The organism is Ruegeria sp. HKCCD7221, assembly GCF_013031225.1.
Classification (GTDB): domain Bacteria; phylum Pseudomonadota; class Alphaproteobacteria; order Rhodobacterales; family Rhodobacteraceae; genus Ruegeria.
On record NZ_WPZE01000002.1, the window covers coordinates 151,773 to 174,767 of the forward strand.

The 22,995-nt window shown below is 58.4% G+C and carries 20 protein-coding genes; 16 read left to right on the forward strand and 4 right to left on the reverse strand.

Annotated elements, in window-relative coordinates:
* Positions 1-5 precede the first annotated feature (5 nt).
* Entirely contained in the window at positions 6-2,723 is a 2,718-nt protein-coding gene (secA, locus tag GOX73_RS06380) for a preprotein translocase subunit SecA (protein ID WP_171123884.1), read from the reverse strand.
* A gap of 176 nt (positions 2,724-2,899) precedes the next feature.
* On the opposite strand from secA, the gene GOX73_RS06385 reads away from it, so the two are divergent.
* The 13 genes from GOX73_RS06385 to GOX73_RS06445 all read left to right on the forward strand — a co-directional run bounded on the left by GOX73_RS06385 (position 2,900) and on the right by GOX73_RS06445 (position 16,798).
* Positions 2,900-3,748 carry a peptidylprolyl isomerase gene (locus tag GOX73_RS06385; RefSeq protein WP_171123886.1) on the forward strand — a complete coding sequence of 283 codons (849 nt, stop codon included), beginning with the start codon at positions 2,900-2,902 and terminating at the stop codon, positions 3,746-3,748.
* 6 nt (positions 3,749-3,754) lie between these two features.
* Positions 3,755-4,981, forward strand: coding sequence for a bifunctional glutamate N-acetyltransferase/amino-acid acetyltransferase ArgJ (argJ, locus tag GOX73_RS06390; RefSeq protein WP_171123888.1), 1,227 nt, complete (start codon positions 3,755-3,757; stop codon positions 4,979-4,981).
* The gene (gene mutT / locus GOX73_RS06395) at positions 4,978-5,376 is read left to right on the forward strand and encodes an 8-oxo-dGTP diphosphatase MutT (protein WP_171123890.1); all 399 of its coding nucleotides are present in this window, start codon (positions 4,978-4,980) and stop codon (positions 5,374-5,376) included. Before argJ ends, mutT begins: the two co-directional genes overlap by 4 nt.
* Positions 5,377-5,903: 527 nt before the next feature.
* Positions 5,904-7,847, forward strand: coding sequence for an AMP-binding protein (locus tag GOX73_RS06400; protein ID WP_171124286.1), 1,944 nt, complete (start codon positions 5,904-5,906; stop codon positions 7,845-7,847).
* A gap of 78 nt (positions 7,848-7,925) precedes the next feature.
* Positions 7,926-8,744 (forward strand): ABC transporter ATP-binding protein, encoded by an 819-nt coding sequence (locus GOX73_RS06405; protein WP_171123892.1) that lies wholly within the window; start codon positions 7,926-7,928, stop codon positions 8,742-8,744.
* Between the two features lie 29 nt (positions 8,745-8,773).
* Entirely contained in the window at positions 8,774-9,760 is a 987-nt protein-coding gene (locus tag GOX73_RS06410) for a branched-chain amino acid ABC transporter permease (RefSeq protein WP_171123894.1), read from the forward strand.
* A gap of 2 nt (positions 9,761-9,762) precedes the next feature.
* Positions 9,763-10,020, forward strand: a complete 258-nt coding sequence (locus tag GOX73_RS06415) for a hypothetical protein (protein WP_171123896.1) — start codon at positions 9,763-9,765, stop codon at positions 10,018-10,020.
* A gap of 3 nt (positions 10,021-10,023) precedes the next feature.
* Positions 10,024-11,100 (forward strand): branched-chain amino acid ABC transporter permease, encoded by a 1,077-nt coding sequence (locus GOX73_RS06420; protein ID WP_171123898.1) that lies wholly within the window; start codon positions 10,024-10,026, stop codon positions 11,098-11,100.
* Positions 11,101-11,172: 72 nt separating this feature from the next.
* Positions 11,173-12,453: an ABC transporter substrate-binding protein gene (locus tag GOX73_RS06425; protein WP_171123900.1), complete on the forward strand. Its 1,281-nt coding sequence runs from the start codon at positions 11,173-11,175 to the stop codon at positions 12,451-12,453.
* 73 nt (positions 12,454-12,526) lie between these two features.
* Positions 12,527-13,360, forward strand: a complete 834-nt coding sequence (locus GOX73_RS06430) for an ABC transporter ATP-binding protein (protein ID WP_171123903.1) — start codon at positions 12,527-12,529, stop codon at positions 13,358-13,360.
* Between the two features lie 19 nt (positions 13,361-13,379).
* Entirely contained in the window at positions 13,380-14,597 is a 1,218-nt protein-coding gene (locus GOX73_RS06435; RefSeq protein ID WP_171123905.1) for a phenylacetate--CoA ligase family protein, read from the forward strand.
* Between the two features lie 110 nt (positions 14,598-14,707).
* On the forward strand, positions 14,708-16,375 hold the full coding sequence (locus tag GOX73_RS06440) for an iron ABC transporter permease (protein WP_171123906.1): 1,668 nt from the start codon (positions 14,708-14,710) through the stop codon (positions 16,373-16,375).
* Positions 16,376-16,447: 72 nt separating this feature from the next.
* Positions 16,448-16,798 (forward strand): DUF2794 domain-containing protein, encoded by a 351-nt coding sequence (locus tag GOX73_RS06445; RefSeq protein ID WP_171123908.1) that lies wholly within the window; start codon positions 16,448-16,450, stop codon positions 16,796-16,798.
* Here the strand turns inward: GOX73_RS06445 and GOX73_RS06450 are convergent.
* The 3 genes from GOX73_RS06450 to GOX73_RS06460 form a co-directional block, all read right to left on the reverse strand.
* Complete coding sequence (locus tag GOX73_RS06450) at positions 16,795-17,532, reverse strand: NlpC/P60 family protein (protein ID WP_171123910.1); 738 nt, start codon at positions 17,530-17,532, stop codon at positions 16,795-16,797. The genes GOX73_RS06445 and GOX73_RS06450 overlap by 4 nt on opposite strands.
* On the reverse strand, positions 17,529-18,911 hold the full coding sequence (locus GOX73_RS06455; RefSeq protein WP_171123912.1) for a M17 family metallopeptidase: 1,383 nt from the start codon (positions 18,909-18,911) through the stop codon (positions 17,529-17,531). The genes GOX73_RS06450 and GOX73_RS06455 overlap by 4 nt, the downstream gene beginning before the upstream one ends.
* 64 nt (positions 18,912-18,975) lie before the next feature.
* A complete protein-coding gene (locus GOX73_RS06460; protein WP_171123914.1) occupies positions 18,976-19,359 on the reverse strand; it encodes a hypothetical protein in 384 nt (127 codons plus the stop codon).
* 150 nt (positions 19,360-19,509) lie between these two features.
* Here GOX73_RS06460 and GOX73_RS06465 point away from each other — a divergent pair, with 150 nt between their 5' ends.
* From GOX73_RS06465 to GOX73_RS06475, 3 genes are all read left to right on the forward strand, one after another.
* On the forward strand, positions 19,510-20,160 hold the full coding sequence (locus GOX73_RS06465; protein ID WP_171123916.1) for a carbonic anhydrase: 651 nt from the start codon (positions 19,510-19,512) through the stop codon (positions 20,158-20,160).
* A gap of 306 nt (positions 20,161-20,466) precedes the next feature.
* The gene (locus GOX73_RS06470; RefSeq protein ID WP_171123918.1) at positions 20,467-21,621 is read left to right on the forward strand and encodes a LacI family DNA-binding transcriptional regulator; all 1,155 of its coding nucleotides are present in this window, start codon (positions 20,467-20,469) and stop codon (positions 21,619-21,621) included.
* Positions 21,618-22,973, forward strand: a complete 1,356-nt coding sequence (locus tag GOX73_RS06475) for an ABC transporter substrate-binding protein (RefSeq protein ID WP_171123920.1) — start codon at positions 21,618-21,620, stop codon at positions 22,971-22,973. The genes GOX73_RS06470 and GOX73_RS06475 overlap by 4 nt, the downstream gene beginning before the upstream one ends.
* The last annotated feature ends 22 nt before the right edge of the window (positions 22,974-22,995 follow it).

Here is a 22,995-nt window from a genome sequence, read left to right on the forward strand (position 1 = left end):
CGGCGTCAGGTCAGACGACCGTGGCAATGCTTGAACTTTTTCCCTGATCCGCACGGGCATCTGTCGTTGCGCGACGGGTTGCCCCATGTGCTAGGGTCATCTTCGACAAAGCCGGGGCGCGCATCACCCGAGGCTTCTGCCTCGGCCTCTGCTTCGGCCTGATCCACCGCCTGATCGACGGCTTGTTGCGCCTGTGCCTGCTGCGCCTGCATTTGCGCCAACATCTCGCGCTGTTCTTCGTCGGTAAGCGGTCGGACGCGCGACAATTGCTGGGTTACAGTTTCCCGCAGACTGTCCAACATGCCTTCGAATAACTGGAAGCTTTCGTTCTTGTATTCGTTCAGCGGGTCACGCTGGGCGTAACCGCGGAATCCCACGACCGAGCGCAGATGCTCCAGCGTCAGAAGATGCTCGCGCCACTTGCTGTCGATCGTGTTCAGCAACACCTGCTTTTCGATGTTGCGCATGTTCTCGGGGCCAAAGGCTGCAGCTTTTTGGGCCATCATCTCGTCCGAGGCATTGATCAGGCGTTCGCGCACCTGTTCGTCATCTACGCCTTCTTCGGCTGCCCAGTCCTGCACGGGGGCGTCGATGGTCAGCTTGTCTTTGACCGCCTCATGAAGACCCTCGGTGTCCCACTGATCGGCGTAGGATTTCGGCGGCATGTATTCGTCGATTAGGTCGTCAATCACCTGTTCCCGCATATCCGACACGATTTCGGACAGGTCATCCGACGACATGATCTCGCGCCGCTGGCTAAAGACCACCTTACGCTGATCGTTCATGACGTCGTCGAATTTCAGGACGTTCTTGCGCATGTCGAAGTTGCGCCCTTCGACCTTGGACTGCGCGCGTTCCAGCGATTTGTTCACCCAAGGGTGAATGATTGCCTCGCCTTCCTTCATGCCCAGCGTGTGCAAGACCTTATCCAGACGTTCCGACCCGAAGATGCGCATCAGGTCATCCTCAAGGCTCAGGTAGAACACGGTGCGGCCCGGATCACCCTGTCGGCCGGAACGGCCGCGCAACTGGTTGTCGATGCGGCGGCTTTCGTGGCGTTCGGACGCCATGACATAAAGACCACCTGCAGCCAGAACCTTATCTTTCTCTTCTGCGTGGCGGGATTCCTCGGCAGAGCGAAGCTCGGCTGGGTCGGCCTCGGGATTTTCAGCCAACGCCTGCAGGACCTTCATCTCGACATTGCCGCCAAGCTGAATGTCGGTGCCGCGGCCCGCCATGTTGGTGGCGATGGTGACGGCACCGAACCGGCCTGCATCGGCGACGATCTGCGCCTCTTGCTCGTGCTGGCGCGCGTTCAGGACGTTGTGCTCGACACCTTCCTTCGTCAGCATCTGGCTCAGAAGTTCAGACTTTTCGATCGAGGTGGTGCCCAGAAGGACGGGCTGCCCGCGTTCCTGCGCTTCCTTTGTTTCCTGGATCATCGCGCCGTATTTTTCTCCAGCGGTGCGATAAACCTGGTCGTCTTCATCCGCGCGGGCAATCGGCTTGTTGGTCGGAACTTCGACCACGCCCAGACCGTAAATTTCCTGAAATTCTTCGGCCTCTGTCAACGCGGTGCCGGTCATACCGCCCAGCTTGTCATACAGACGGAAATAGTTCTGGAAGGTCACGCTGGCCAGCGTCACGTTTTCCGGCTGAATAGGCACACCTTCCTTGGCTTCGATGGCCTGATGCAGACCTTCCGATAGACGGCGGCCCGGCATCATACGGCCGGTGAATTCGTCGATCAGAACTACGTTGCCATCACGCACGATGTAATCCTTGTCGCGCGTGAACAGCTTGTGCGCGCGCAGGCCCTGATTCACATGGTGAACAACCGTGGTGCTTTCAGGATCATATAGCGAATGGCCTTCGGGGATCAGTCCGCCGGCGATCAGTTGCTGCTCGAGGAACTCGTTGCCCTCATCCGTAAAGGTCACGCTGCGGGATTTTTCGTCCAACGAGAAATGGTCGTCCTGCAAGGACGGGATCAGCGCATCAATCGTGGTATAAAGCTCGGACCGATCCTGTGACGGGCCCGAGATGATCAGCGGCGTCCGAGCCTCGTCAATCAGGATCGAGTCAACCTCGTCCACGATCGCAAAATTGTGGTGGACTTGATAAATCTCGGCCAGATCGGCCTTCATGTTGTCGCGCAGATAGTCAAAGCCCAGTTCGTTGTTGGTGGCGTAGGTCACGTCACAGGCATAGGCGGCTTTTTTCTCGGCATCGGGCTGGCCCGACCAGATAACACCAGTGGTCATGCCGACAGCGCCGAACACCTTGCCCATCCATTCCGAGTCGCGCTTGGCCAGGTATTCGTTCACCGTAACAACATGAACGCCCTTGCCGGTCAGTGCGTTCAGATAAGCGGGGAAAGTGGCGACCAGCGTCTTGCCCTCACCCGTTTTCATTTCCGAGATGTTGCCCTGATGCAGGAAGGCCCCGCCCATCAACTGCACGTCAAAGGCGCGCAGACCCAAGGCGCGCTTGGCCCCTTCGCGGACATTGGCAAAGGCTTCGGGTAGAAGGGCGTCAAGACTTTCGCCGTCCAGCGCGCGTTTGCGCAGCTCGGCGGTCTTTTCGATCAGACCTTCATCGGACAATTTCTCGAACTCGGGCTCCAGCGCATTGATCTGTTCGATCAGCGGGCGGGTCGCCTTGATCTTGCGGTCGTTCGGTGTTCCGAACACCTTTTTGGCGAGCGTTCCGAGTCCCAGCATGTTCACTCCAGCGGATCTGTTCTTGTCTTGGTTGCGACAGGCTTGCCCACCTTGCGCGCAACCCATAGATACGGGGGGTGAAAGGCGGCCCTGTCCAAGGCTTCAAAGCGATGTAAGCGGCAGGTTCCTGAGTGTCAACGCTGCGCCCCGTCGTGGCAAAGAAATAGGATGATTCAATGCCCAAAGGCTTCACTTTTCTGCCATCTCTGGCCCTGACTGCCATGATGGCCCTGCCGCTGGCCGCCGAAACACAGCCTGATGCCAGTACGGTTGTTGCCCGCGTGAACGGGGACGAGATCACTTTGGGCCATGTCATCGCCACTGTTGCGACCCTGCCGCCCAACTATCAGCAGATTGAAGACGATGTTCTGTACGACTTCATCATCGAGCAACTGGTTCAGCAGCAATTGCTGGGACAGCAGCAGGAAGCGCTGACGAAATTGAACGCCCTTGCGCTGGCGAATGAGACCCGGTCGTTGCTGGCAGTTCAGACCGTGAATGCGTTGGTCGAGGATGCGGTTACCGAGGAAGCCATCCAATCTGCCTACGACGCGCAGTACGCGCAGTTTGAGGGCGAGGATGAATTCAACGCCAGCCACATCCTTGTGGCGACGGAAGACGAGGCAAAGGAAATCAAGACCCAGCTTGATGACGGCGCGGATTTTGCTGAACTTGCCAAAGAGAAATCGACAGGCCCGTCCGGACCCAATGGCGGTTCACTGGGATGGTTTGGCAAAGGCCAGATGGTGCCCGAGTTTGAGGCCGCTGTTCTGGAACTGGAGCAAGGTCAGGTTTCCGACCCGGTGCAAACCCAGTTCGGCTGGCACGTCGTGACATTGAATGACAGACGCAAATCCGAAGCCCCGGAGCTGGACGCTATTCGCGATGAACTGACACAGACGGTTCAAAACGAAGCGATTCAGGCCCGTATCGAAGAATTGACTGAGGCAGCACAGATCGAGCGGCCCGAACTGGAAGGGGTAAGCCCCGACGTCGTTCGCCAGATTGAGTTGATTCAGGAGTAAGCGACCGTGGCGACGATCACCAAAGTTTCGCCGCTGGCTCCGGCGGCGTTTCCTGAACTGCCCGCGATTGACGGGGTGCGCTTTGCCACGGTTGAAGCGGGCGTGCGCTATCAGGGCCGGACCGATGTGATGCTGGCGGTGCTGGATCCCGGTACCTCGGTGGCGGGGGTGTTCACGCGCTCGGCCACCCGCGCGGCACCCGTATTGGATTGTCAGGACAAAATCGGCTGGGCCAGCGATGGCCCGGCGGCGATCCTTGTGAATTCAGGCAATGCCAATGCGTTCACCGGGCATCACGGCCAGACATCTGTGGCCGAGCTGACGCAAGCCGTGTCCAAAGCCACTGGTGTTGCGGTGGAACGGGTATTCACCTCGTCAACTGGCGTGATCGGTGAGCCGCTGCCCCATGACAAGATCACCGCCCAGCTTGAAGCGTTGAAATCGGGCCTCAGCCGCCACGCGATCGAGGATGCTGCGCGGGCGATCATGACCACCGACACCTTCCCCAAGGGGGCCTCGGCGCAGGTTGAGATTGATGGAAAAACAGTCTCTATTGCGGGGATCGCCAAGGGTTCTGGTATGATCGCGCCGGATATGGCGACGATGTTGGTTTACATCTTCACCGACGCCTTGGTCGAGCAATCGGCGCTGCAGTCGATGCTGGGCACGCAGACGGATCGTACCTTCAACTGCATTACCGTGGACAGCGATACCTCGACCTCGGATACCCTATTGTTATGTGCAACCGGGGCCTCGGGTGTGGATGCCACTGGCAACGCGAGTTTTGCGCAGGTGCTTGAGGCTGTGATGCTGGACCTTGCACAGCAGGTGGTGCGCGACGGCGAAGGGGCCACGAAATTCGTGGAAATCCGTGTGACCGGCGCGGCCTCGGACGCGGATGCCAAGGTGCATGGGCTGGCGATTGCCAACTCACCGCTGGTGAAAACGGCGATTGCGGGCGAAGACCCCAATTGGGGCCGCGTGGTCATGGCCATCGGGAAATCCGGTGCCGCCGCCGACCGCGACCTGCTGAGTATTTCTTTCGGCGATATTCTGGTGGCCGAGCAAGGCTGGGTTAGCCCTGACTACCGCGAGGAAGACGCGGCCGCTTATATGAAAGGTCAGGATCTGGTGATCGCTGTCGATCTGGGGCTGGGCGAGGGCGCATCCACCGTTTGGACCTGCGATCTGACCCATGGCTACATCGAGATCAACGCGGATTATCGTTCATGAAGACAGTATTAGTGTCTGCTGTCGCCCTGATTGACGTTGAAGGCAGGGTGCTGCTGGCGCAGCGCCCGGAAGGCAAATCCATGGCTGGTCTGTGGGAATTCCCCGGCGGCAAAGTTGAACCCGGCGAAACCCCCGAGGTCGCCCTGATCCGCGAGTTGGAGGAAGAACTGGGCATCAACACCTGGGCCTCGTGCCTTGCGCCACTGACTTTTGCCAGCCACAGCTATGACGATTTTCATTTGCTCATGCCGCTTTTTGCCTGCCGCAAGTGGGAGGGGATACCGCAGTCGAAAGAAGGGCAGGCATTGAAGTGGGTGCGGGCGAATGAGTTGCGGAATTACCCGATGCCCGCGGCGGATGTGCCGCTGATTCCGATACTGAGGGATTGGTTGTGAGGCAGCAGAATTAGCTTTTCCACAGAGAAGTAAACACCAAGAAGTTTTTCGCATAGCCGTTAAAGGCCAGTGCCAAAAACTCGGTGCGAAATAACGCTACCGACGAAAATGAAGACTGCTGAAACCGTGATCCAAAATATTGAGCCTACAATACTCAATTGGGTGGCGAACGCTTAGATAGTGATTGCAAAGAAAACAGTCTTTAAAATCAAGGCTTTCTTTAGTGAGCACTTTTCCGGTTTCGATAGTAGCTTCATTTCAAATTGATGTTCATTTGTGCTTTGGGTACTCGGTAGTCCGCATATACTTATCAGGACTCATTGTACGCAGGAAATGGTCTTTCGCCCCTGTTACAATTCGTAAGAATTGAGAAAACATCAGGCAAAACTTGCCGCTGATCGTCCTCGTGTCCCGTCATAGGGGCAGTGGTGTCCGGGTCTGAACCGGACCCGCCATTTCCGACCCAAGGGAGGGGTTGGATAGGGAGGAGAAAGAGATTGGCTCAGACGCAGTCGGGCGCTGAAGGGATGACCTCTCTTCCGGCGCTGCTACACCGCAATGCGACGCAGTTCGGGGATTCCCCGGCCTACCGGGAAAAGGAATTCGGGATCTGGCAATGCTGGTCCTGGGCCGAGGCCGCCGCTGAAATCCGTAAACTGGCGCTGGGATTTCTGGAAATCGGCGTGGAAAAGGGTGACCATATCGCCGTGATCGGGCGAAACCGCCCGGCGCATTACTGGTCAATGGTAGCCGCTCAGATGGTGGGTGCTGTACCGGTGCCTCTGTATCAGGACTCGGTCGCCGAAGAGATGGCCTATGTGCTGGAACATTGCGGCGCGAAATACGTCGTTTGCGGAGATCAGGAGCAGGTCGACAAGGTCATCGAGATTCAGGAAAACCTGCATCAGGTCAAACACATCCTTTATACCGACAAGCGCGGGATGCGGAAATACGACCATTCCCAGATGAACGCTCTGGACGACATTATGGCCGAAGGCGGTGCGGGACACGCGCGGTTCGATACCGAGCTGGACAAGCGGATCGCGGCGATCACCTATGACGACACCTGCGTGATGCTTTATACCTCGGGTACGACCGGAAAGCCCAAGGGCGTGGTGCTGTCGAACCGTAACGTGATCGAAAGCGCAAAGAATTCCTCTGAGTTCGACCACCTGACACGGAACGAAGACATCCTGTCTTATCTGCCGATGGCCTGGGTGGGCGATTTCATCTTTTCCATCGGTCAGGCTTATTGGTGCGGCTTCTGCGTGAACTGCCCCGAAAGTGCCGACACAATGATGACCGACCTGCGCGAAATCGGGCCGACCTATTTCTTCGCCCCACCGCGCGTTTTCGAAACCCAGCTAACCAATGTGATGATCCGCATGGAGGACGCGGGCAGCCTGAAGCGGAAGATGTTCCATAATTTCATGGCCCACGCCAAAAAAGTCGGTGGCCTGTTGTTGGATGGCAAGCCGGTCAGTTTTGGCGACAAGATGAAATACGCGCTGGGCAATATGCTGGTTTACGGCCCGCTCAAGGATACGCTGGGCTATGGGCGGTTCCGGGTGGGCTATACGGCGGGTGAGGCGATCGGGCCCGAGATTTTCGACTTTTACCGCTCGTTGGGGATCAACCTCAAACAGCTTTATGGCCAGACCGAGGCCACGGTGTTCATCACCCAGCAGCCCGATGGCGAAGTGCGCGCCGATACGGTGGGCGTGCCCTCACCCGCGGTCGAGCTGAAGGTCGATGACAGTGGCGAGATTCACTACCGCTCGCCGGGCGTGTTTGTGGAGTATTACAACAACCCGGATTCGACCGCCTCCACCAAGGATGCCGAGGGCTGGGTCGCGACCGGGGACGCCGGGTTCATCGAGGAAAGCAGCGGCCATCTGCGGATTATCGACCGCGCCAAGGATGTGGGCAAAATGGCCGACGGATCGATGTTTGCGCCTAAATATGTCGAGAACAAGTTGAAATTCTATCCTGATATCCTTGAGGTTGTGCTGTTCGGAAACGGCAAGGATCGTTGCGTGGCCTTCATCAATATTGACCTGATGGCGGTAGGCAACTGGGCAGAACGCAACAACGTTGCCTATGCGTCGTATCAGGAACTGACCAGCCATCCCCGTGTGTTAGAAACTATCAAGGCCCATGTGGAAGAGGTGAACAAGTCGGTTGCGGCCGATGAGATGCTGTCGGGCTGTCAGGTGCATCGCTTTGTGGTTCTGCACAAGGAACTGGACGCCGATGATGGTGAGATGACCCGGACCCGCAAGGTGCGGCGCAGGTTCGTCGAGGAGAAGTTCCACGACATTATTGCTGCCCTGTATGATGGCTCGCCCAATGTCTCGACGACGACCGAAGTGACCTATGAGGACGGGCGCAAAGGGTCGATCAGCGCTACGTTGCAAATCATCGACGCAGCGGTTGTACCGGCGGCACAGCACAAGGTGGCGGCGGAATGAGGGCCGTTCGAGCGCTGCTCGACCTGCGGTCTTCGCCCCGCCCTCCGTCCCGTTTTTGCGCAAGTCAGGGAGTGACTGATGCTGGATAGTTCCGAAGGATATGTCACCGAGGATGGCCGCAAGATCGGCGGCGTGGTGATGGAGATGAAGAATATCACCCTGCGTTTCGGTGGTGTGGTCGCGATCAAGGATATCTCGTTCGACATCCGCGAAGGTGAGATCCGCGCCATTATCGGCCCGAACGGCGCGGGGAAGTCCTCGATGCTGAACGTGATATCGGGGTTCTATGTCCCGCAAGAGGGTGAGGTCTGGTTTCACGGGGCGAAGCGCCCTCCGATGCGGCCTTTTGAGGTGGCACAGCAGGGGATTGCGCGAACCTTCCAGAACATTGCCCTGTTCGAAGGCATGAGCGTTCTGGATAACGTCATGACAGGGCGGCTGGGTTACATGAAGACCAACATTTTCCAGCAGGCGCTGTGGAAAGGGAAAGCCGAGGCGGAAGAAACCGAAAACCGCGAGGCGGTCGAGAAGATCATCGACTTTCTTGAAATCCAACACATCCGGAAAACTCCGGTGTCGCGCCTGCCTTACGGATTGAAAAAACGCGTAGAGCTGGCCCGTGCGTTGGCGGCCGAACCCAAGCTGTTGCTGTTGGACGAACCGATGGCAGGCATGAACGTCGAGGAAAAAGAGGACATGAGCCGCTTTATCCTGGATGTGAATGACGAGTTCGGCACCACCATCGCCCTGATCGAACACGACATGGGCGTGGTGATGGATCTAAGCGACCGGGTTGTCGTGATGGATTACGGAAAGAAGATCGGGGACGGCACACCGGACGAGGTGCGCAACAACCAGGAAGTCATCGACGCCTATCTGGGGGTGAGCCATGACTGACCAACTGACAGACATGAGAGGGGGCGCACATGCCTGATCAGCTGATTTTCGCGATGGAGGTCATCCTGAATGGCCTGATGGCCGGGGTTCTGTATGCGCTGGTCGCACTGGGCTTTGTGCTTATTTACAAGGCTTCGGGGATTTTCAATTATGCTCAGGGTGTTATGGCCCTGTTCGCGGCCATGACCCTTGTCGGGATCATGAATGGGCAAGTGCCGTTCGCGCATCTAATCAACGCGATCTTCGGGACGCATGTCCACTATTTCGGGTGGAATGTCCCGGCGTTGCTGGCGATCCTGGTGACCATGGCCGTGATGGTGCTGCTGGCCTGGGCTGTGCAACGGTTCGTCATGCGCCATCTGGTTGGTCAGGAACCGATCATTCTGTTCATGGCGACCATCGGTCTGGCCTATTTGCTTGAAGGCGTGGCCGACCTGATGTGGGGGTCCGAGATCAAGACCCTGGACGTGGGTTTGCCACAGGGCATCAACCTGTGGATCGACGAGACCACGTTCAACATCTTTGGCTATGGCTTCTTCATCGACAACCTCGACATCGTGGCGACCTTGATTGCGGCGCTGCTGGTGGCCGCGCTGGTGGTGTTCAGCCAATACACCAAGCAGGGCCGGGCGATGCGAGCGGTGGCGGATGACCATCAGGCCGCACTGTCGGTGGGTATCTCGCTGAACTTCATCTGGATCATGGTCTGGTCGGTTGCGGGGTTTGTCGCGCTGGTCGCCGGGATCATGTGGGGCACCAAGTCGGGCGTTCAGTTCTCGCTGTCGCTGATCGCGCTCAAGGCGTTGCCGGTGCTGATGCTGGGCGGCTTTACGTCGATCCCCGGAGCGATTGTGGGCGGGCTGATCATCGGAGTGGGTGAAAAGCTGTTTGAATTCGCAATCGGCCCGATGGTCGGTGGCGCGACCGAGAACTGGTTCGCCTATGTTCTGGCACTGATCTTCCTCGTATTCCGGCCGCAGGGTCTGTTCGGTGAGAAGATCATCGAGAGGGTGTAGCGATGCAGAAAATGATTGCCATCATCAATGTGATCGCGTGGTCGGGGTTCTGGGCTTTTGGCTATATCGCCGTAACCTCGGACGATCTGACCGCAACCCAACTGGTTGTCGCTGCGATCCTTGCCTTTGCCGGTCTGGTCACGGGCATCATGGCCTACATGAAACTGGTGCGCGCGTCAGAGGCGAGCGGGTACGCAAAAGGGTCCAATCAACTGGACGCCGCAGCCCGGAACCGGGCGCAGGAACAATGGGGAAAGTGACACATGTTCTATCGTGAAGCCGGAGACTTCAAAGTTTCCTATGTGGATGACAGCCAGACTTTCCCGATCAAATTCGACCGGTATCGGTACTATGTGGTTCTGGCGGTCGCGTTCGGGATCATTCCGTTCATCATCAACGATTACTGGGCAAACGCGCTTTTGCTGCCGTTCCTGATCTACGCGATCGCGGCAATCGGCTTGAACATTCTGGTTGGGTATTGCGGGCAGGTCAGCCTTGGTACGGGCGGCTTCATGGCGGTGGGGGCTTATGCCTGCTACAAGCTGATGACGGCCTTTCCAGATGTCAGCATGTTTATCCATGTCATACTGGCAGGTGGTATCACGGCCATTGTCGGCGTTCTGTTCGGTCTTCCATCGTTGCGGATCAAGGGGTTCTATCTGGCGGTGGCGACGCTGGCCGCGCAGTTCTTTCTTGTGTGGCTGTTCAACCGGGTGCCGTGGTTCTACAACTACTCGGCTTCGGGTCAGATCAACGCACCGGAACGCGATGTGTTCGGGATCATCATCACTGGACCGAATGCTCCGGCATGGGCCACGTATCTGTTCTGCCTGATCTTTCTGACCGTCTGCGCCGTGATCGCACGCAACCTGACACGCGGCACTACCGGGCGTACGTGGATGGCGATCCGCGATATGGATATCGCGGCCGAGATCATCGGGGTGAACCCTCTCAAGGCGAAACTGACCGCCTTTGCCGTCAGCTCATTCTTTGTAGGCATCTCGGGCGCGTTGTTCTTTGCGGTCTACCTCGGCGCGGTTGAGGTTGGCGAGGTGTTCGGCATCACCAAGTCTTTCCTGGTTCTGTTCATGATCATTATCGGCGGATTGGGCTCTATCTTCGGGTCCTTTGCGGGGGCGGCATTCCTTGTGCTGTTGCCGGTTGTCCTGAAAGTGGTTGGCGCGGATATGCTGGGTTGGCCCACGGATATCGTGGCGCATTTGCAGCTGGTGATCGTCGGTGGGCTGATCATCATGTTCCTGATCCTGGAACCACATGGGCTGGCGCAGTTGTGGCGCGTCGCCAAAGAGAAACTCAGACTCTGGCCGTTCCCGCACTAGGGGCAGGCCCAATCAGATAACGGGTGCAAAGCCCGAACCCAACATCGGACCAACCAAGGGAGGAGAAACCCGATGAAATTGAAATTGGCAACCGTGGCGCTGGGCGCCGTAATGGCGGCAGGACCGGTTATGGCCGATCTCGTATTCCCGTCACTCAGCTACCGTACCGGACCTTACGCGGCGGGTGGTATTCCGTTTGCGGATGGGTATGCGGATTACTTTACCCTGCTGAACGAACGTGACGGCGGGATCGGTGGCGTTCCGGCGAAGGTGATTGAATGCGAGACAGGGTATAACACCGAAAAAGGTGTGGAATGCTATGAATCGACCAAGGGCGAAGGTGCACTGGTCTATCAGCCGCTGTCGACCGGTATCACGTATCAGCTGATCCCCAAGACCACGGCAGACGGCATCCCGATGCACACGATGGGCTATGGCCGTACGTCCGCCAAGAACGGCGATGTGTTCAGCCACACGTTCAACTATCCTGCAAACTATTGGGATGGTGCCTCGGGCGCGGTGAACTACCTGCTGGAAGAGAATGGGGGGGACCTGAGCGGCAAGAAAATTGCTCTGGTCTACCACAACTCGGCCTATGGCAAGGAACCGATCCGCACGTTGGAAGAGCTTTCGGCCAAGCATGGCTTTGAGCTTGTCGCCCTGCCGGTTGACCATCCGGGTCAGGAACAGAAATCGCAGTGGCTGCAAATCCGCCGTGATCGCCCCGATTATGTTCTGATGTGGGGCTGGGGTGTCATGAACCAGGTGGCCGTTCAGGAAGCTGCCAACATCCGTTACCCGATGGAAAACTTCATCGGTATCTGGTGGTCCGGTTCTGAAAACGATGTGCTGCCAGCGGGCGAGGCCGCAAACGGCTATAAGGCGCTGACCTTCCACAACGTGGGCACGGATTTCCCGGTCTTTGACGATCTGAAGACGCATGTCGTCGATGCGGGTAAAGCTGCCGGCGCTGGCGATCAGGTCGGTACGGTTCTGTACAACCGTGGTCTTTATGCCGCGATGCTTGCGGCCGAAGCTGCCAAGAAAGCGCAGGAAATCCACGGTACTGCCGACATCACCCCTGCGATGATGCGCGACGGTATGGAGGCGCTGGAAATCAACGAAGCCAAGATGACCGAACTGGGTCTGCCTGGTTTTGGTCCGGCATTCTCGGTCTCGTGTGAGAACCACGGCGGGGACGCTCTGGTTGGTGTGACCCAATGGGATGCGGCCAACAAAACCTGGAGCCTGATTTCCGAGTTCAAGGCAACCGATGGCGACGTGATCGGTCCTCTGATCGACGAAGACTCGAGCGCTTATGCGTCGGAAAACAACATCGGATCGCGCTGCTGATCCGGCGTACTGAAATCCGGGGCGGCGGCAGACCGCCGTCCCGACCCCAACACTCGCACGAGGACACGCGCTGATGCTGGATGCGGCTCAAACCACTGACGTGCAGGCGGAAACCCTGCTTGAAGTCAACAATATCGAGGTGATCTACAACCATGTGATCCTCGTCCTTAAGGGTGTCAGCCTGACCGTTCCCAAAGGCGGTATTACTGCTCTGCTCGGTGGTAATGGCGCGGGCAAGACGACGACGCTCAAGGCGGTGTCGAACCTGCTGCATTCGGAACGGGGCGAAGTCACCAAAGGGTCGATCAAGTATCGCGGCGCAAGCGTGCATGAAAGCGATCCGGCGGATCTGGTTGAAAAAGGCGTGATTCAGGTGATGGAGGGCCGTCACTGTTTCGAACACCTCACGGTCGAGGAAAATCTTTTGACCGGAGCTTATACCCGCAAGGACGGCAAGGCCGCGGTCCAGAAAGACCTTGATCTGGTTTACACCTACTTCCCGCGTCTGGCTGAACGGCGCCGGTCGCAGGCGGGTTATACCTCGGGCGGTGAGCAGCAGATGGTTGCCATGGGCCGGGCGTTGATGTCGCGGCCGGAAACGATCCTGCTGGACGAGCCTTCAATGGGGCTGGCCCCGCAATTGGTCGAAGAGATTTTCGGCATCGTGAAGGATCTCAATGAAAAAGAGGGCGTGTCCTTCCTGCTGGCCGAACAGAATACAAACGTTGCTCTGCGGTTCGCCCATTACGGGTACATTCTGGAATCGGGCCGTGTCGTTATGGACGGACCTGCCGATGAGTTGCGTGAAAACCCGGACGTGAAAGAGTTCTATCTGGGCATGTCCGATGAAGGCCGAAAAAGTTTCCGAGATGTACGCTCATACCGCCGCCGCAAGAGGTGGTTGTGAGCGGGTGGAGGATCTGGCGATGACTTACTACGACGCACTCGAAACCCGATCAGCCGATCAGCGCGCAGCTGATCAGTCGCAAGGGTTGCGAGTTCAGCTGGAACGCGCCCAATCCGCGCCGGGGTTTCAGGCTCATCTGGCCGGGGTGGATACCGATGCGGTGAAAACCATCGAAGATCTGGTCAAACTGCCGGTTCTACGCAAATCTGAACTGGCGCAGGCACAGGCTCAGCGACCTCCGTTCGGCGGGTTCACGGTCACTCCGGCGCGGCATTTCCATCATGTGTTTCAGTCTCCGGGTCCGATCTACGAACCGGGCAACACCGGTCCCGATTGGTGGCGCATGGGTCGGTTCCTGCACGCGGCAGGCGTGGGGCCGGGCGATATCGTGCAGAACTGTTTCGGCTATCACCTGACGCCTGCCGGCATGATATTTGAAAGCGGCGCGCGGGCCGTGGGCGCCGCCGTGTTGCCCGCAGGCACCGGCCAGACCGAGCTGCAAGTGACCGCCGCGCGTGATGTGGGTTGCACCGCTTATGCCGGAACGCCCGACTATCTGAAGATCATTCTGGACAAAGCGGATGAGATGGGTGTGGACCTGCAATTCGCTACGGCTGCTGTGGGAGGCGGCGCGCTGTTCCCATCCTTGCGTCAGGAATATGCGGATCGCGGGATTTCGTGCCTGCAATGCTATGCCACCGCTGATCTGGGCAATATCGCTTACGAAAGCCCTGCAATGGAGGGGATGATTCTGGACGAACACATCATCGTCGAGATCGTGACCCCCGGCACCGGCACCCCTGTGGCCGAGGGTGAAGTGGGTGAGGTGATCGTGACCTCGCTCAACCCTGATTATCCGTTGATCCGGTTCGCGACCGGTGATCTGTCGGCGATCCTGCCCGGCCAGTCGCCCTGCGGTCGTACAAATGCGCGGATCAAGGGCTGGATGGGTCGTGCCGACCAGACGACCAAGATCAAGGGCATGTTCGTGCGCCCTGAACAGGTGGCCGCGCTGGTCGACAAACATGCCGAGATCGTCAAGGCTCGTGTCATCGCAGCCCGTCAGGGCGAGATGGACACAATGACCGTTCAGATTGAAAGCCCCAGCGGAGATGACATGACCTATGCCAAATCCGTGATCGAAGTGCTGAAGCTAAAAGGCGCGATCGAGGTTGTTGAACCCGGTTCGCTGCCCAAGGATGGTTTGGTGATCGAGGATCAGCGGGTCTATGAATAAAGTCTGCGGCAGTTTGTGCCGCAGATTTGTTCCCCTGTAGACTGGTGTTTCTTAGCGTTTTGGTCGATTAATGGCCAACTCTGCGCATTCGCCAGTTACAAGCCGGGATCATGGCCGACATAGAAGTTTCAGAACATGGCTCGCGCAACCACGGCGCGTTTGGTACCCGGCTGGTTGGCACGGTCGCCTGTCTTGTTGCGGCCGCTTGTCTGTTGCCGATGCTCGCCGTCGTTCTGGCGGCTGCAACGGGCGGAACGGATACGATCTCGCACCTGTTGCAAACCGTTTTGCCGCGCTATGCGCTTACGACGGTGATTTTGGTCGTTCTGGTGGCGATTGGTACGTTTGCCATCGGTGTCGGTGCTGCGTGGCTTGTGACCATGACACGCTTTCCCGGCGTTCGGTTCCTTGAGATTGCTTTGGTTTTGCCGCTGGCTTTTCCGGCTTATGTGCTGGCCTATGCTTATACGTTCATTCTGGATCACCCCGGCATTGTCCAAAGCACCCTGCGCGATGTGACCGGCTGGGGGCCACGCGACTATTGGTTCCCCGAGATACGCTCGACCGAGGGTGCGGCGGTGATGCTGATCCTCGTGCTGTATCCTTATGTCTACCTGCTGGCCCGCGCCGCGTTTCTTCAGCAAAGCGCCACGGCTTTTCTTGCGGCGCGGGCGTTAGGCAAAAGCCCTTGGCTGGCGTTCTGGCACGTATCGCTGCCCATGGCGCGCCCGGCAATTGCGGGGGGTGTGCTGCTGGCGATTATGGAAACCATCGCCGATTTCGGCACTGTCGCCTATTTTGGCGTGCAAACATTCGCCACCGGTATCTACACAAGCTGGTTTTCCATCGGAGACCGCGCTGCCGCCGCGCAGTTGGCCCTGTGCCTGCTGGGTTTTGCGCTGGTCATGGCCGTGGCCGAACGGATGCAGCGCGGTAAGGCGAAATACTATCAGGCAGGGAAAAGCCATGCGTCACTGCCCTCGGCGCGGCTAAAGGGCTGGCAGGCTGCCGCGGGCTTTACGCTGTGCGCCATTCCGGTTCTTCTGGGGTTCCTGCTGCCGGTGTTCATCTTGATTCAGATGGGGCTTGAGTCAGAGCAGAACCTGCTGTCGCGCCGCTATATCGGCTTCATCCAGAACTCGCTGACTTTGGCCGGTACTGCCGCCGTGATTACGGTTTGCGCCGCGATCAGCGTTGGATTCTTTCAGCGGTTGCGCCCCGGGCGGTTGTCATCTGGCGCGGGGTACATGGCGCGGTTGGGCTATGCGGTGCCCGGAGGTGTCATTGCGGTGGGCCTGATGGTGCCATTTGCCAGTTTCGACAATGCACTGGATGCTTGGATGCGGGCGACCTTTGATGTTTCGACGGGTTTGCTGGTGACGGGCTCAATCTGGCTGCTGGTCGCCGCCTATATGGTGCGGTTCTTGGCGGCGGCGCTCGGCGCTTATGAAGGTGGGCAAAGCACAGTTCATGCCAACATGGACGCGGCCTCGCGGTCTTTGGGGCAAACCCCGCTGGGAACATTGCGCCGGGTTCATCTTCCTATCCTGACACCGTCCTTGCTGACGGCGCTGCTGATTGTGTTTGTGGACGTGATGAAAGAACTGCCCGCGACCCTGATCATGCGCCCGTTCAACTTTGATACGCTGGCGGTGCAGGCCTATCGGTTGGCCTCGGATGAACGGCTCGAGGGGGCTGCGGTCCCCTCTCTGGTAATCCTGGCGGTGGGGCTGTTGCCGGTCATCCTGATCTGTCGACAGGTTGGTCAGCGGCGTTAGAGCGATCCAAAAATATCACACCCGGGTGTCGCCGGACTTGATTCAGACGCGTTTTCCGGCAAGGCTTGGGGTATGAACATGCAGCCTCCCAGCCGGTTCTCTGCAAACTCGGCCCAGATGCCCGTCGCGTTTAACCGGCATGAGATGTCCCATATTCTGTCCGTCTACGGCCGGATGGTCGCAGCCGGAGAATGGCGCGATTACGGTATTTCCAACTTGCGGGACATGGCCGTGTTTTCGATCTTTCGCCGAACTGCGGAACATCCCATCTATCGGGTCGAGAAACACCCCCGGCTTCGACAGAAACAAGGGATGTATTCGGTCGTGGGCATGGATGGCCGAATCCTGAAACGCGGCCACGATCTGCGCACGGTGCTGCGCGTGCTTGAGCGTAAGCTGATCCGTTCAGTTGACCTTGATTAGAGCCGCTTATGGGCCGTCACCGGCCCGTCTCCCTGTTCCAGAATGCGCGTGATCGCCTGTTCCATTGGCTCAAACGTCACGTCCATGTGGAAAGCATTGGCGTGCAGCAGCATATCCTCGGAATAAACCCAGGCCACATGCCCTTTCCAAAACAGCAGATCGCCGCGCTGAGGAGGGGTGCCCTGCGGCAGCAGATGACCAAGTTCGCGCTCCTGGTCGCCACTGTCTCCTGGGCAGGGTTGTCCGCAGGCTAGCAGCCCGGCCTGAACCAGTCCTGAACAATCCAGCCCGAACCGGCTGTTTCCGCCCCAAAGATAGGGTGTGCCCAGAAAAAGTTCGGCTACCGCAACAGGATCGGTCAGCGGAACGCCCACATGTTTGGCGTGAACGGTCGGGATGAACCCAAGCTCGGTGTCCAGAAAGCCATTTACCTCGGACGTGGCCGCAACCCTGCTTCCAAAACTCAAAGAGGTCCGGTCGGGGCTTTTCATGTCTGGCCGAGCATAGGCGTGGGTGGCTGGTGCCGTGATCCAATGCGTTGCGCTTAGGTCCGGGCCAAGCTGTTCCGAGCGGACCCAGCCGACGTAGCCATCTTTTTCTGCGATGACCCGGCTCCAGCCGTTTGCCCGTTCTGAGAGCTCGACAGCGTCACCAAAAAGCAACTGTCGGTCGCGCGGACCGTCCGGCTCGCGCAACAGGTCGGTAACCGGTTGGATGATGCGTTGGCGTGTCATAGGTCCAGCATCTCGGGCAAGGCCGTCAACAAGGCGCGGGGCCCTTGGCCAAACCCGCCCTTGCTGCGACCGGGTTCGTTGCTGCGCTGCCATGAGAAGATGTCGAAATGCATGTAACGGCTGTCGCCTACAAAGCGACGCAAGAACAGCGCGGCGGTAATGGAACCGCCAAACCCACCGGCCGGGGCGTTGTCCAGATCGGCGATGCCCGGCTCGATCAACCCTTCATACGGGTCGTGGAACGGCATGCGCCAGACCGGATCGGCGGCCTTGCGCGCCGCGCGGGTCAGCGCGTCTGCCGCGTTGTCGCTGTCGGTGAAATAGGGCGCAAGATCGGTTCCCACGGCCACCCGCGCAGCGCCGGTCAGCGTCGCCATCGAGATCACGAGGTCCGGTGTCCCTTCGTCCGCAAGCGCCAGCGCGTCTGCCAGAACAAGGCGACCTTCGGCGTCGGTATTGTTGATCTCGACCGTTAGGCCCTTGCGCGAGGTCAGGATGTCGCCGGGCCGAAAGGCGTTTCCGGACACCGAATTCTCGACAGCGGGGATCAGAACCCGCAGTTGCAGCGGCAGCTTCAGCGCCATGATCATACGGGCCAGCCCCAGAACATTGGCCGCACCACCCATATCTTTCTTCATCAACCCCATCGACGCGCCGGGTTTCAGGTTCAGACCGCCCGTGTCAAAGCACACACCTTTACCGACCAAGGTCAGCTTTGGCCCTGTTGTGCCCCAGTTTATCTCGATCAGCCGCGGTTCCTGCGCGGCAGCGCGGCCAACCGTGTGGATCATCGGAAAGTTCTGATCCAGCAGCGCATCGCCTGCGATCACCGAACAGGATGCACCGAATTCCTGCGCGAGGCCCTCGGAGGCGGCCTGTAATTGCTCTGGCCCCATATCCGACGCGGGGGTGTTAACCAGATCCCGGATCAGGGCTTCGGCTTTGGCCAGAACCTCAAGACGCGCGGCATCAATACCGTCGGGGGCAACCAGCCGGGCTTTGGCCGGCGACTGACTGGCATAGCGGTCAAATACGTATCCGGTCATTAACCAGCCAAAGCATTCGGTTTCCAGCGCGTCTTTGGGAACGCCCGAAGCGATGTGATAGGTGCCTTTCGGCAGCGCCTCTGCCGCAGCCGCCAGTGGAAAACGCTTGCGGGCGCGGCCTGCGGGTTTGCCATACCCCGCCAAAGCGTAAAGCGGCGCGTCGTCCGTTCCGGGAACCAACAAGGTCTGGCCCATCGCCCCCGTAAACCCGTTGTTCGTGACCCAGTTCTGCACGGCATCAGGCTGATCCTTTACCCAATCATCCAGATCGGGTTGGGCGATCACGTGCAGCGGGACAGAATTGTCTGAGGGCGAGGCAAAGGTCAGGGTCATGGGTAACTCGGCTGGTTCGATTTGCGCCCAGCCTAGCCGCCCACATTCCATCTGCAAGCCCCTGTCAGACAGAAAGGTCCTGCTGATCCCAGATCACCGTCAGGGATTTCTCGCCCACGCGGATCAGACGAGACAGGGTGGCGCCCGTGGCGACCGCATCTCCTGCATCTACGTTCCGGGCGACGTCATCTGCGACACCAGCCAGTGCTGTCATGCCGACCTGGTCGGCTATCGCCACCAACGACCGCGAACATTTTCGCAGCCCGGTCCAATCGCGCTGCCGCCAGAACCGTTCGCAATTCGACAGGCGAACGGCCAGCTCCTCGACCGTGCGGCACAACACGTCCAGTGCATTCTTTTCTCCAAGCTGCCGATACAACCCGTTCACCCGGTCCGGGTCCAGTCGAACAGTTTCTTTGTGTTCAAGCGTGATAATATTTTCCACCACTTATTCCCCAATTCACTATACCCCCACGGTACAAGGCGACTTTGACCGAGAACTTCTTTGCAAAACCTTGCGTTCCTGAGGGATAATTGCTCGAATTTTCCTCGAATTCGGGCTAGAGCAGCCCACAGCGAACAAATCAGGGACACGAACATGGATCATGCCAAGCCTTTGCCGAATTATCTGGTCAAACGGTATCATGGCTGGAAAGCCACCACTTATTCCGAGAACCAGGTCTGGTATCGCCGTCTTGCTACAGAGGGACAGCGTCCGCGCGCCATGGTGATTTCGTGCTGCGATAGTCGGGTTCATGTCACTTCGATCTTCGGGGCTGATCAGGGTGAGTTCTTCATTCACCGCAATATCGCCAACCTTGTTCCGCCTTACGCCCCTGACGGTGACCACCACGGCACAAGCGCGGCAATCGAATATGCCGTAACTGCGCTGAAAGTGGCGCATCTGATCGTGCTGGGCCATTCGCAATGCGGCGGGGTTCAGGGGTGCATTGACATGTGCAAGGGACAGGCCCCGCAGTTGGAAGCGAAAGAAAGCTTTGTTGGCCGCTGGATGGATATCCTGAAACCGAAATACGAACTTGTTTCTGATGTCGAAGACGGGGCAGAGCAAGCGCGTCAATTTGAACGGCAAGCGGTTGTGGCCTCGTTGGAAAATCTGATGACCTTCCCGTTTGTGTCGTCGGCGGTCGAGGATGGCTCTCTCAGCCTGCATGGATTGTGGACCGATATCGGTGAAGGCGGACTGCAATGTTATGATCCGCAGGCGAAGAAGTTCGTCGTCGTTTAAACCGCCGAAGGTTCATTCAATTTGACGGGCGTGGGATCAGGTTGCCGATTCCGCGCCCTTTTTTGTCCAACGTCCCGCACCCAGCCTGAACCGATTCAGGTCGGTCGATACGTAAATTGTGTGGTCCGACCACCTGGGACATTACTTCAAACGCAATCCTGATTGGTTAAGTTAAAGGCGTTCGTCCGTTTGCGACGGCCCAGCGGGGCGATTTCCCAATAAGAAGAAGCCAAAAAAATAGCCATTCTGCACTTTTTTTAACTTTTTCGTTGCCGAAACCGGTTTCGGAACAAAAAATTGCAATCAATGACAGCGAATCTTTCACATCGGCCGCGGGACACCGCAGATCGCCCCTCGGTTTCTGGGCGCGTCAAGCTTGATGAATTGGCCGCGCATCTGGGCTTGTCTAAAAGCACTGTGTCGCGGGCGCTCAACGGGTATTCTGATATTTCGGCTGTGACCCGCGCCAGGGTGGAAACGGCGGCGCGCAAGTTGGGCTATCGACCTCTGAGCCATGCGCAGGCCATCCGTACCGGGCAGGTTCGTGCGATTGCGATGGTGTTGAACAGCGACGAACCTGATCGTCACAACCCGTTCCTGCAGGATTTTCTGGCTGGTGCGTGCGAGGCTGCAAGTCACCTTGACTGGACGATGACGATTTCGACCGCGACCTCGGAACGGGACACGTTGAAAGTCCTCAGCAGATTGTTCGAAGAACGCAAAGCGGATGGTTTCATTCTGCCCCGGACCGCGGTCAAGGACGCCCGGATCGGCCTTTTGCGCAGCCTTGGGGTTCCCCACATCCTGTATGGCCGTACCGGGTATGGGCAGCCGAACACGTGGGAGGAAACCTCTTGGTTCGATATCGCCGGTGAAACGGCGATGCGCAAGGCGGTTTTGCGGTTGGCCGGGTTTGGACATACGCGCATTGGTTATGTCGGCAGTGACCTCAAGTTCAACTACAGCCACCTGCGCCGCGATGGGTATGCCGAAGGTCTGCACGAGGCTGGATTGCCCTTGGACCCCGACCTGATCCGGGACGGGGCCAGAACACGGGATGAAGGCGCTGCGCAGGCCATGGCCTTGATGCAGGTCGAACAGCCCACGACAGCAATTGTCTTTGCCACCGATCTGGCGGCCTTGGGCTTTTACCCGGTCGCGCAGGATCTGGGGCTTGAGATCGGTCGTGACGTGTCCATCATTGGCTATGACGGCATTCCCGAATCCCGGTACGCGCGCCCGGCTCTGACCAGCTTTGCGGTAGATTCACACATGGCCGGACAGCGTTTGGCGACGATGCTGATCCGGCAAATCCGGGGCGACGACCCCGCAGGTTTACGCGAACTGACCGAAGCCACCCTGGTTGAGGGTGGATCGGACGGACCGCCAACACGAACGCCACAGGAACTGGCGCGCATAATACAGACTGACAATAATCATAACCGGGGAGACCGATCATGAAACTTACACCCAAGATGTCCCGCCTGATGCTGGGCACGTCGCTGGCAGTGATGCTTGGCGCGCTGTCGGCGCAGGCGGATACGATCCGCTTCTGGACCACCGAGGAACAGCCCGAACGTCTGGCCAAGCAGCAGGAGATGGCCGACCAGTTCAAAGCTGAAACGGGAACGACAGTCGAAGTGATCCCTGTCACCGAAAGCGATCTGGGTACGCGTGCAACCGCGGCCTTTGCTGCCGGTGATCTGCCGGACGTCGTTTATCACACACTGCAATACGCTCTGCCCTGGGCCGAGGCGGGTATCCTGGATACCGAAGCCGCAACAGAGGTGATCGAGGAACTGGGTGCAGATACATTTGCCCCAGGCGCGCTGGCAATGGCGGCGTTCAATGGTGAAACGGCTTCGGTCCCGGTTGATGGTTGGACCCAGATGGTCGTCTACCGCAAGGACCTGTTCGACGAGGCTGGTCTGGAAGCCCCAAGTTCCTATGCCAATGTTCTGGCTGCGCTGGACAAGTTGCACAACCCGCCGGAGATGTATGGATTTGTTTCTGCCACAAAGGTTGACGAAAACTTCATGAGCCAGGTGTTGGAGCATGTTTTCCTCGCCAACGGTGTTTCGCCTGTTGGACCGGACGGGTTCCAGCCGCTGGATGAGGCCAAAACCACCGAGGTTCTGGACTTTTACAAGGCGATTTCCAAAGCCTCGCCTCCGGGTGAGTTGTTCTGGAAGCAATCGCGCGAGCTGTATTTCGATGGCAAAGCCGCGATGATCATCTGGTCGCCGTTCATTCTGGATGAACTGGCAGGTCTGCGCGACAGCGCACCGCCCACCATCACGGATGACCCGACCTCGCGCGATTTGGCGTCGAAGACGGGGATTGTCACCAACTTCTCTGGCCCATCCAACCCGGACGGCGCAGCATGGGGGGATGTGCGGTATTTCGGGATCACCAATGACGCCGATACTGACGCGGCGATGGAGTTTGTGAAATTCGCCATGGATGATGGCTATACCCAGACGCTGTCCATCGCGCCCGAAGGCAAGTTCCCGGTGCGTCGCGGTAACGCCGACAACCCGACGGCCTTTGCCGAAGCGTGGGCGGAATTGCCCGTGGGCGTTGATCGCAAGGCCCCGTTGGGTGAGCTATACGATCAGGCGATGATCGACGAGATTGTCGGCGGTTTGGACGTTGCGCAGCGTTGGGGCGTGGCCGAAGGGCAGCTTTCGCTGGCGTCCAAGATGATCAACTCTCAGGTCATCAACCGGATCGTGCGTCAATATATCGACGATGAAATCGACGCCGCCGCTGCCGTGGCCGCGATGAACGAAGAACTTGCCAAGGTTCAGTAGACCCCTGCTTGACCGGTATCTG

What these genes read in the sequence shown, in the direction of transcription:
- GOX73_RS06405 (WP_171123892.1), top strand. Translation starts at nt 7,926, where the DNA reads ATGCTGGATAGTTCCGAAGGATATGTCACCGAGGATGGCCGCAAGATC.
- GOX73_RS06410 (WP_171123894.1), top strand. Translation starts at nt 8,774, where the DNA reads ATGCCTGATCAGCTGATTTTCGCGATGGAGGTCATCCTGAATGGCCTG.
- GOX73_RS06475 (WP_171123920.1), top strand. Translation starts at nt 21,618, where the DNA reads ATGAAACTTACACCCAAGATGTCCCGCCTGATGCTGGGCACGTCGCTG.
- GOX73_RS06455 (WP_171123912.1), bottom strand. Translation starts at nt 18,911, where the DNA reads ATGACCCTGACCTTTGCCTCGCCCTCAGACAATTCTGTCCCGCTGCAC.
- GOX73_RS06445 (WP_171123908.1), top strand. Translation starts at nt 16,448, where the DNA reads ATGAACATGCAGCCTCCCAGCCGGTTCTCTGCAAACTCGGCCCAGATG.
- GOX73_RS06430 (WP_171123903.1), top strand. Translation starts at nt 12,527, where the DNA reads ATGCTGGATGCGGCTCAAACCACTGACGTGCAGGCGGAAACCCTGCTT.
- GOX73_RS06435 (WP_171123905.1), top strand. Translation starts at nt 13,380, where the DNA reads ATGACTTACTACGACGCACTCGAAACCCGATCAGCCGATCAGCGCGCA.
- GOX73_RS06450 (WP_171123910.1), bottom strand. Translation starts at nt 17,532, where the DNA reads ATGACACGCCAACGCATCATCCAACCGGTTACCGACCTGTTGCGCGAG.
- GOX73_RS06415 (WP_171123896.1), top strand. Translation starts at nt 9,763, where the DNA reads ATGCAGAAAATGATTGCCATCATCAATGTGATCGCGTGGTCGGGGTTC.
- GOX73_RS06400 (WP_171124286.1), top strand. Translation starts at nt 5,904, where the DNA reads ATGACCTCTCTTCCGGCGCTGCTACACCGCAATGCGACGCAGTTCGGG.
- GOX73_RS06420 (WP_171123898.1), top strand. Translation starts at nt 10,024, where the DNA reads ATGTTCTATCGTGAAGCCGGAGACTTCAAAGTTTCCTATGTGGATGAC.
- GOX73_RS06440 (WP_171123906.1), top strand. Translation starts at nt 14,708, where the DNA reads ATGGCCGACATAGAAGTTTCAGAACATGGCTCGCGCAACCACGGCGCG.
- GOX73_RS06425 (WP_171123900.1), top strand. Translation starts at nt 11,173, where the DNA reads ATGAAATTGAAATTGGCAACCGTGGCGCTGGGCGCCGTAATGGCGGCA.
- GOX73_RS06465 (WP_171123916.1), top strand. Translation starts at nt 19,510, where the DNA reads ATGGATCATGCCAAGCCTTTGCCGAATTATCTGGTCAAACGGTATCAT.
- secA (WP_171123884.1), bottom strand. Translation starts at nt 2,723, where the DNA reads ATGCTGGGACTCGGAACGCTCGCCAAAAAGGTGTTCGGAACACCGAAC.
- GOX73_RS06470 (WP_171123918.1), top strand. Translation starts at nt 20,467, where the DNA reads ATGACAGCGAATCTTTCACATCGGCCGCGGGACACCGCAGATCGCCCC.
- GOX73_RS06385 (WP_171123886.1), top strand. Translation starts at nt 2,900, where the DNA reads ATGCCCAAAGGCTTCACTTTTCTGCCATCTCTGGCCCTGACTGCCATG.
- mutT (WP_171123890.1), top strand. Translation starts at nt 4,978, where the DNA reads ATGAAGACAGTATTAGTGTCTGCTGTCGCCCTGATTGACGTTGAAGGC.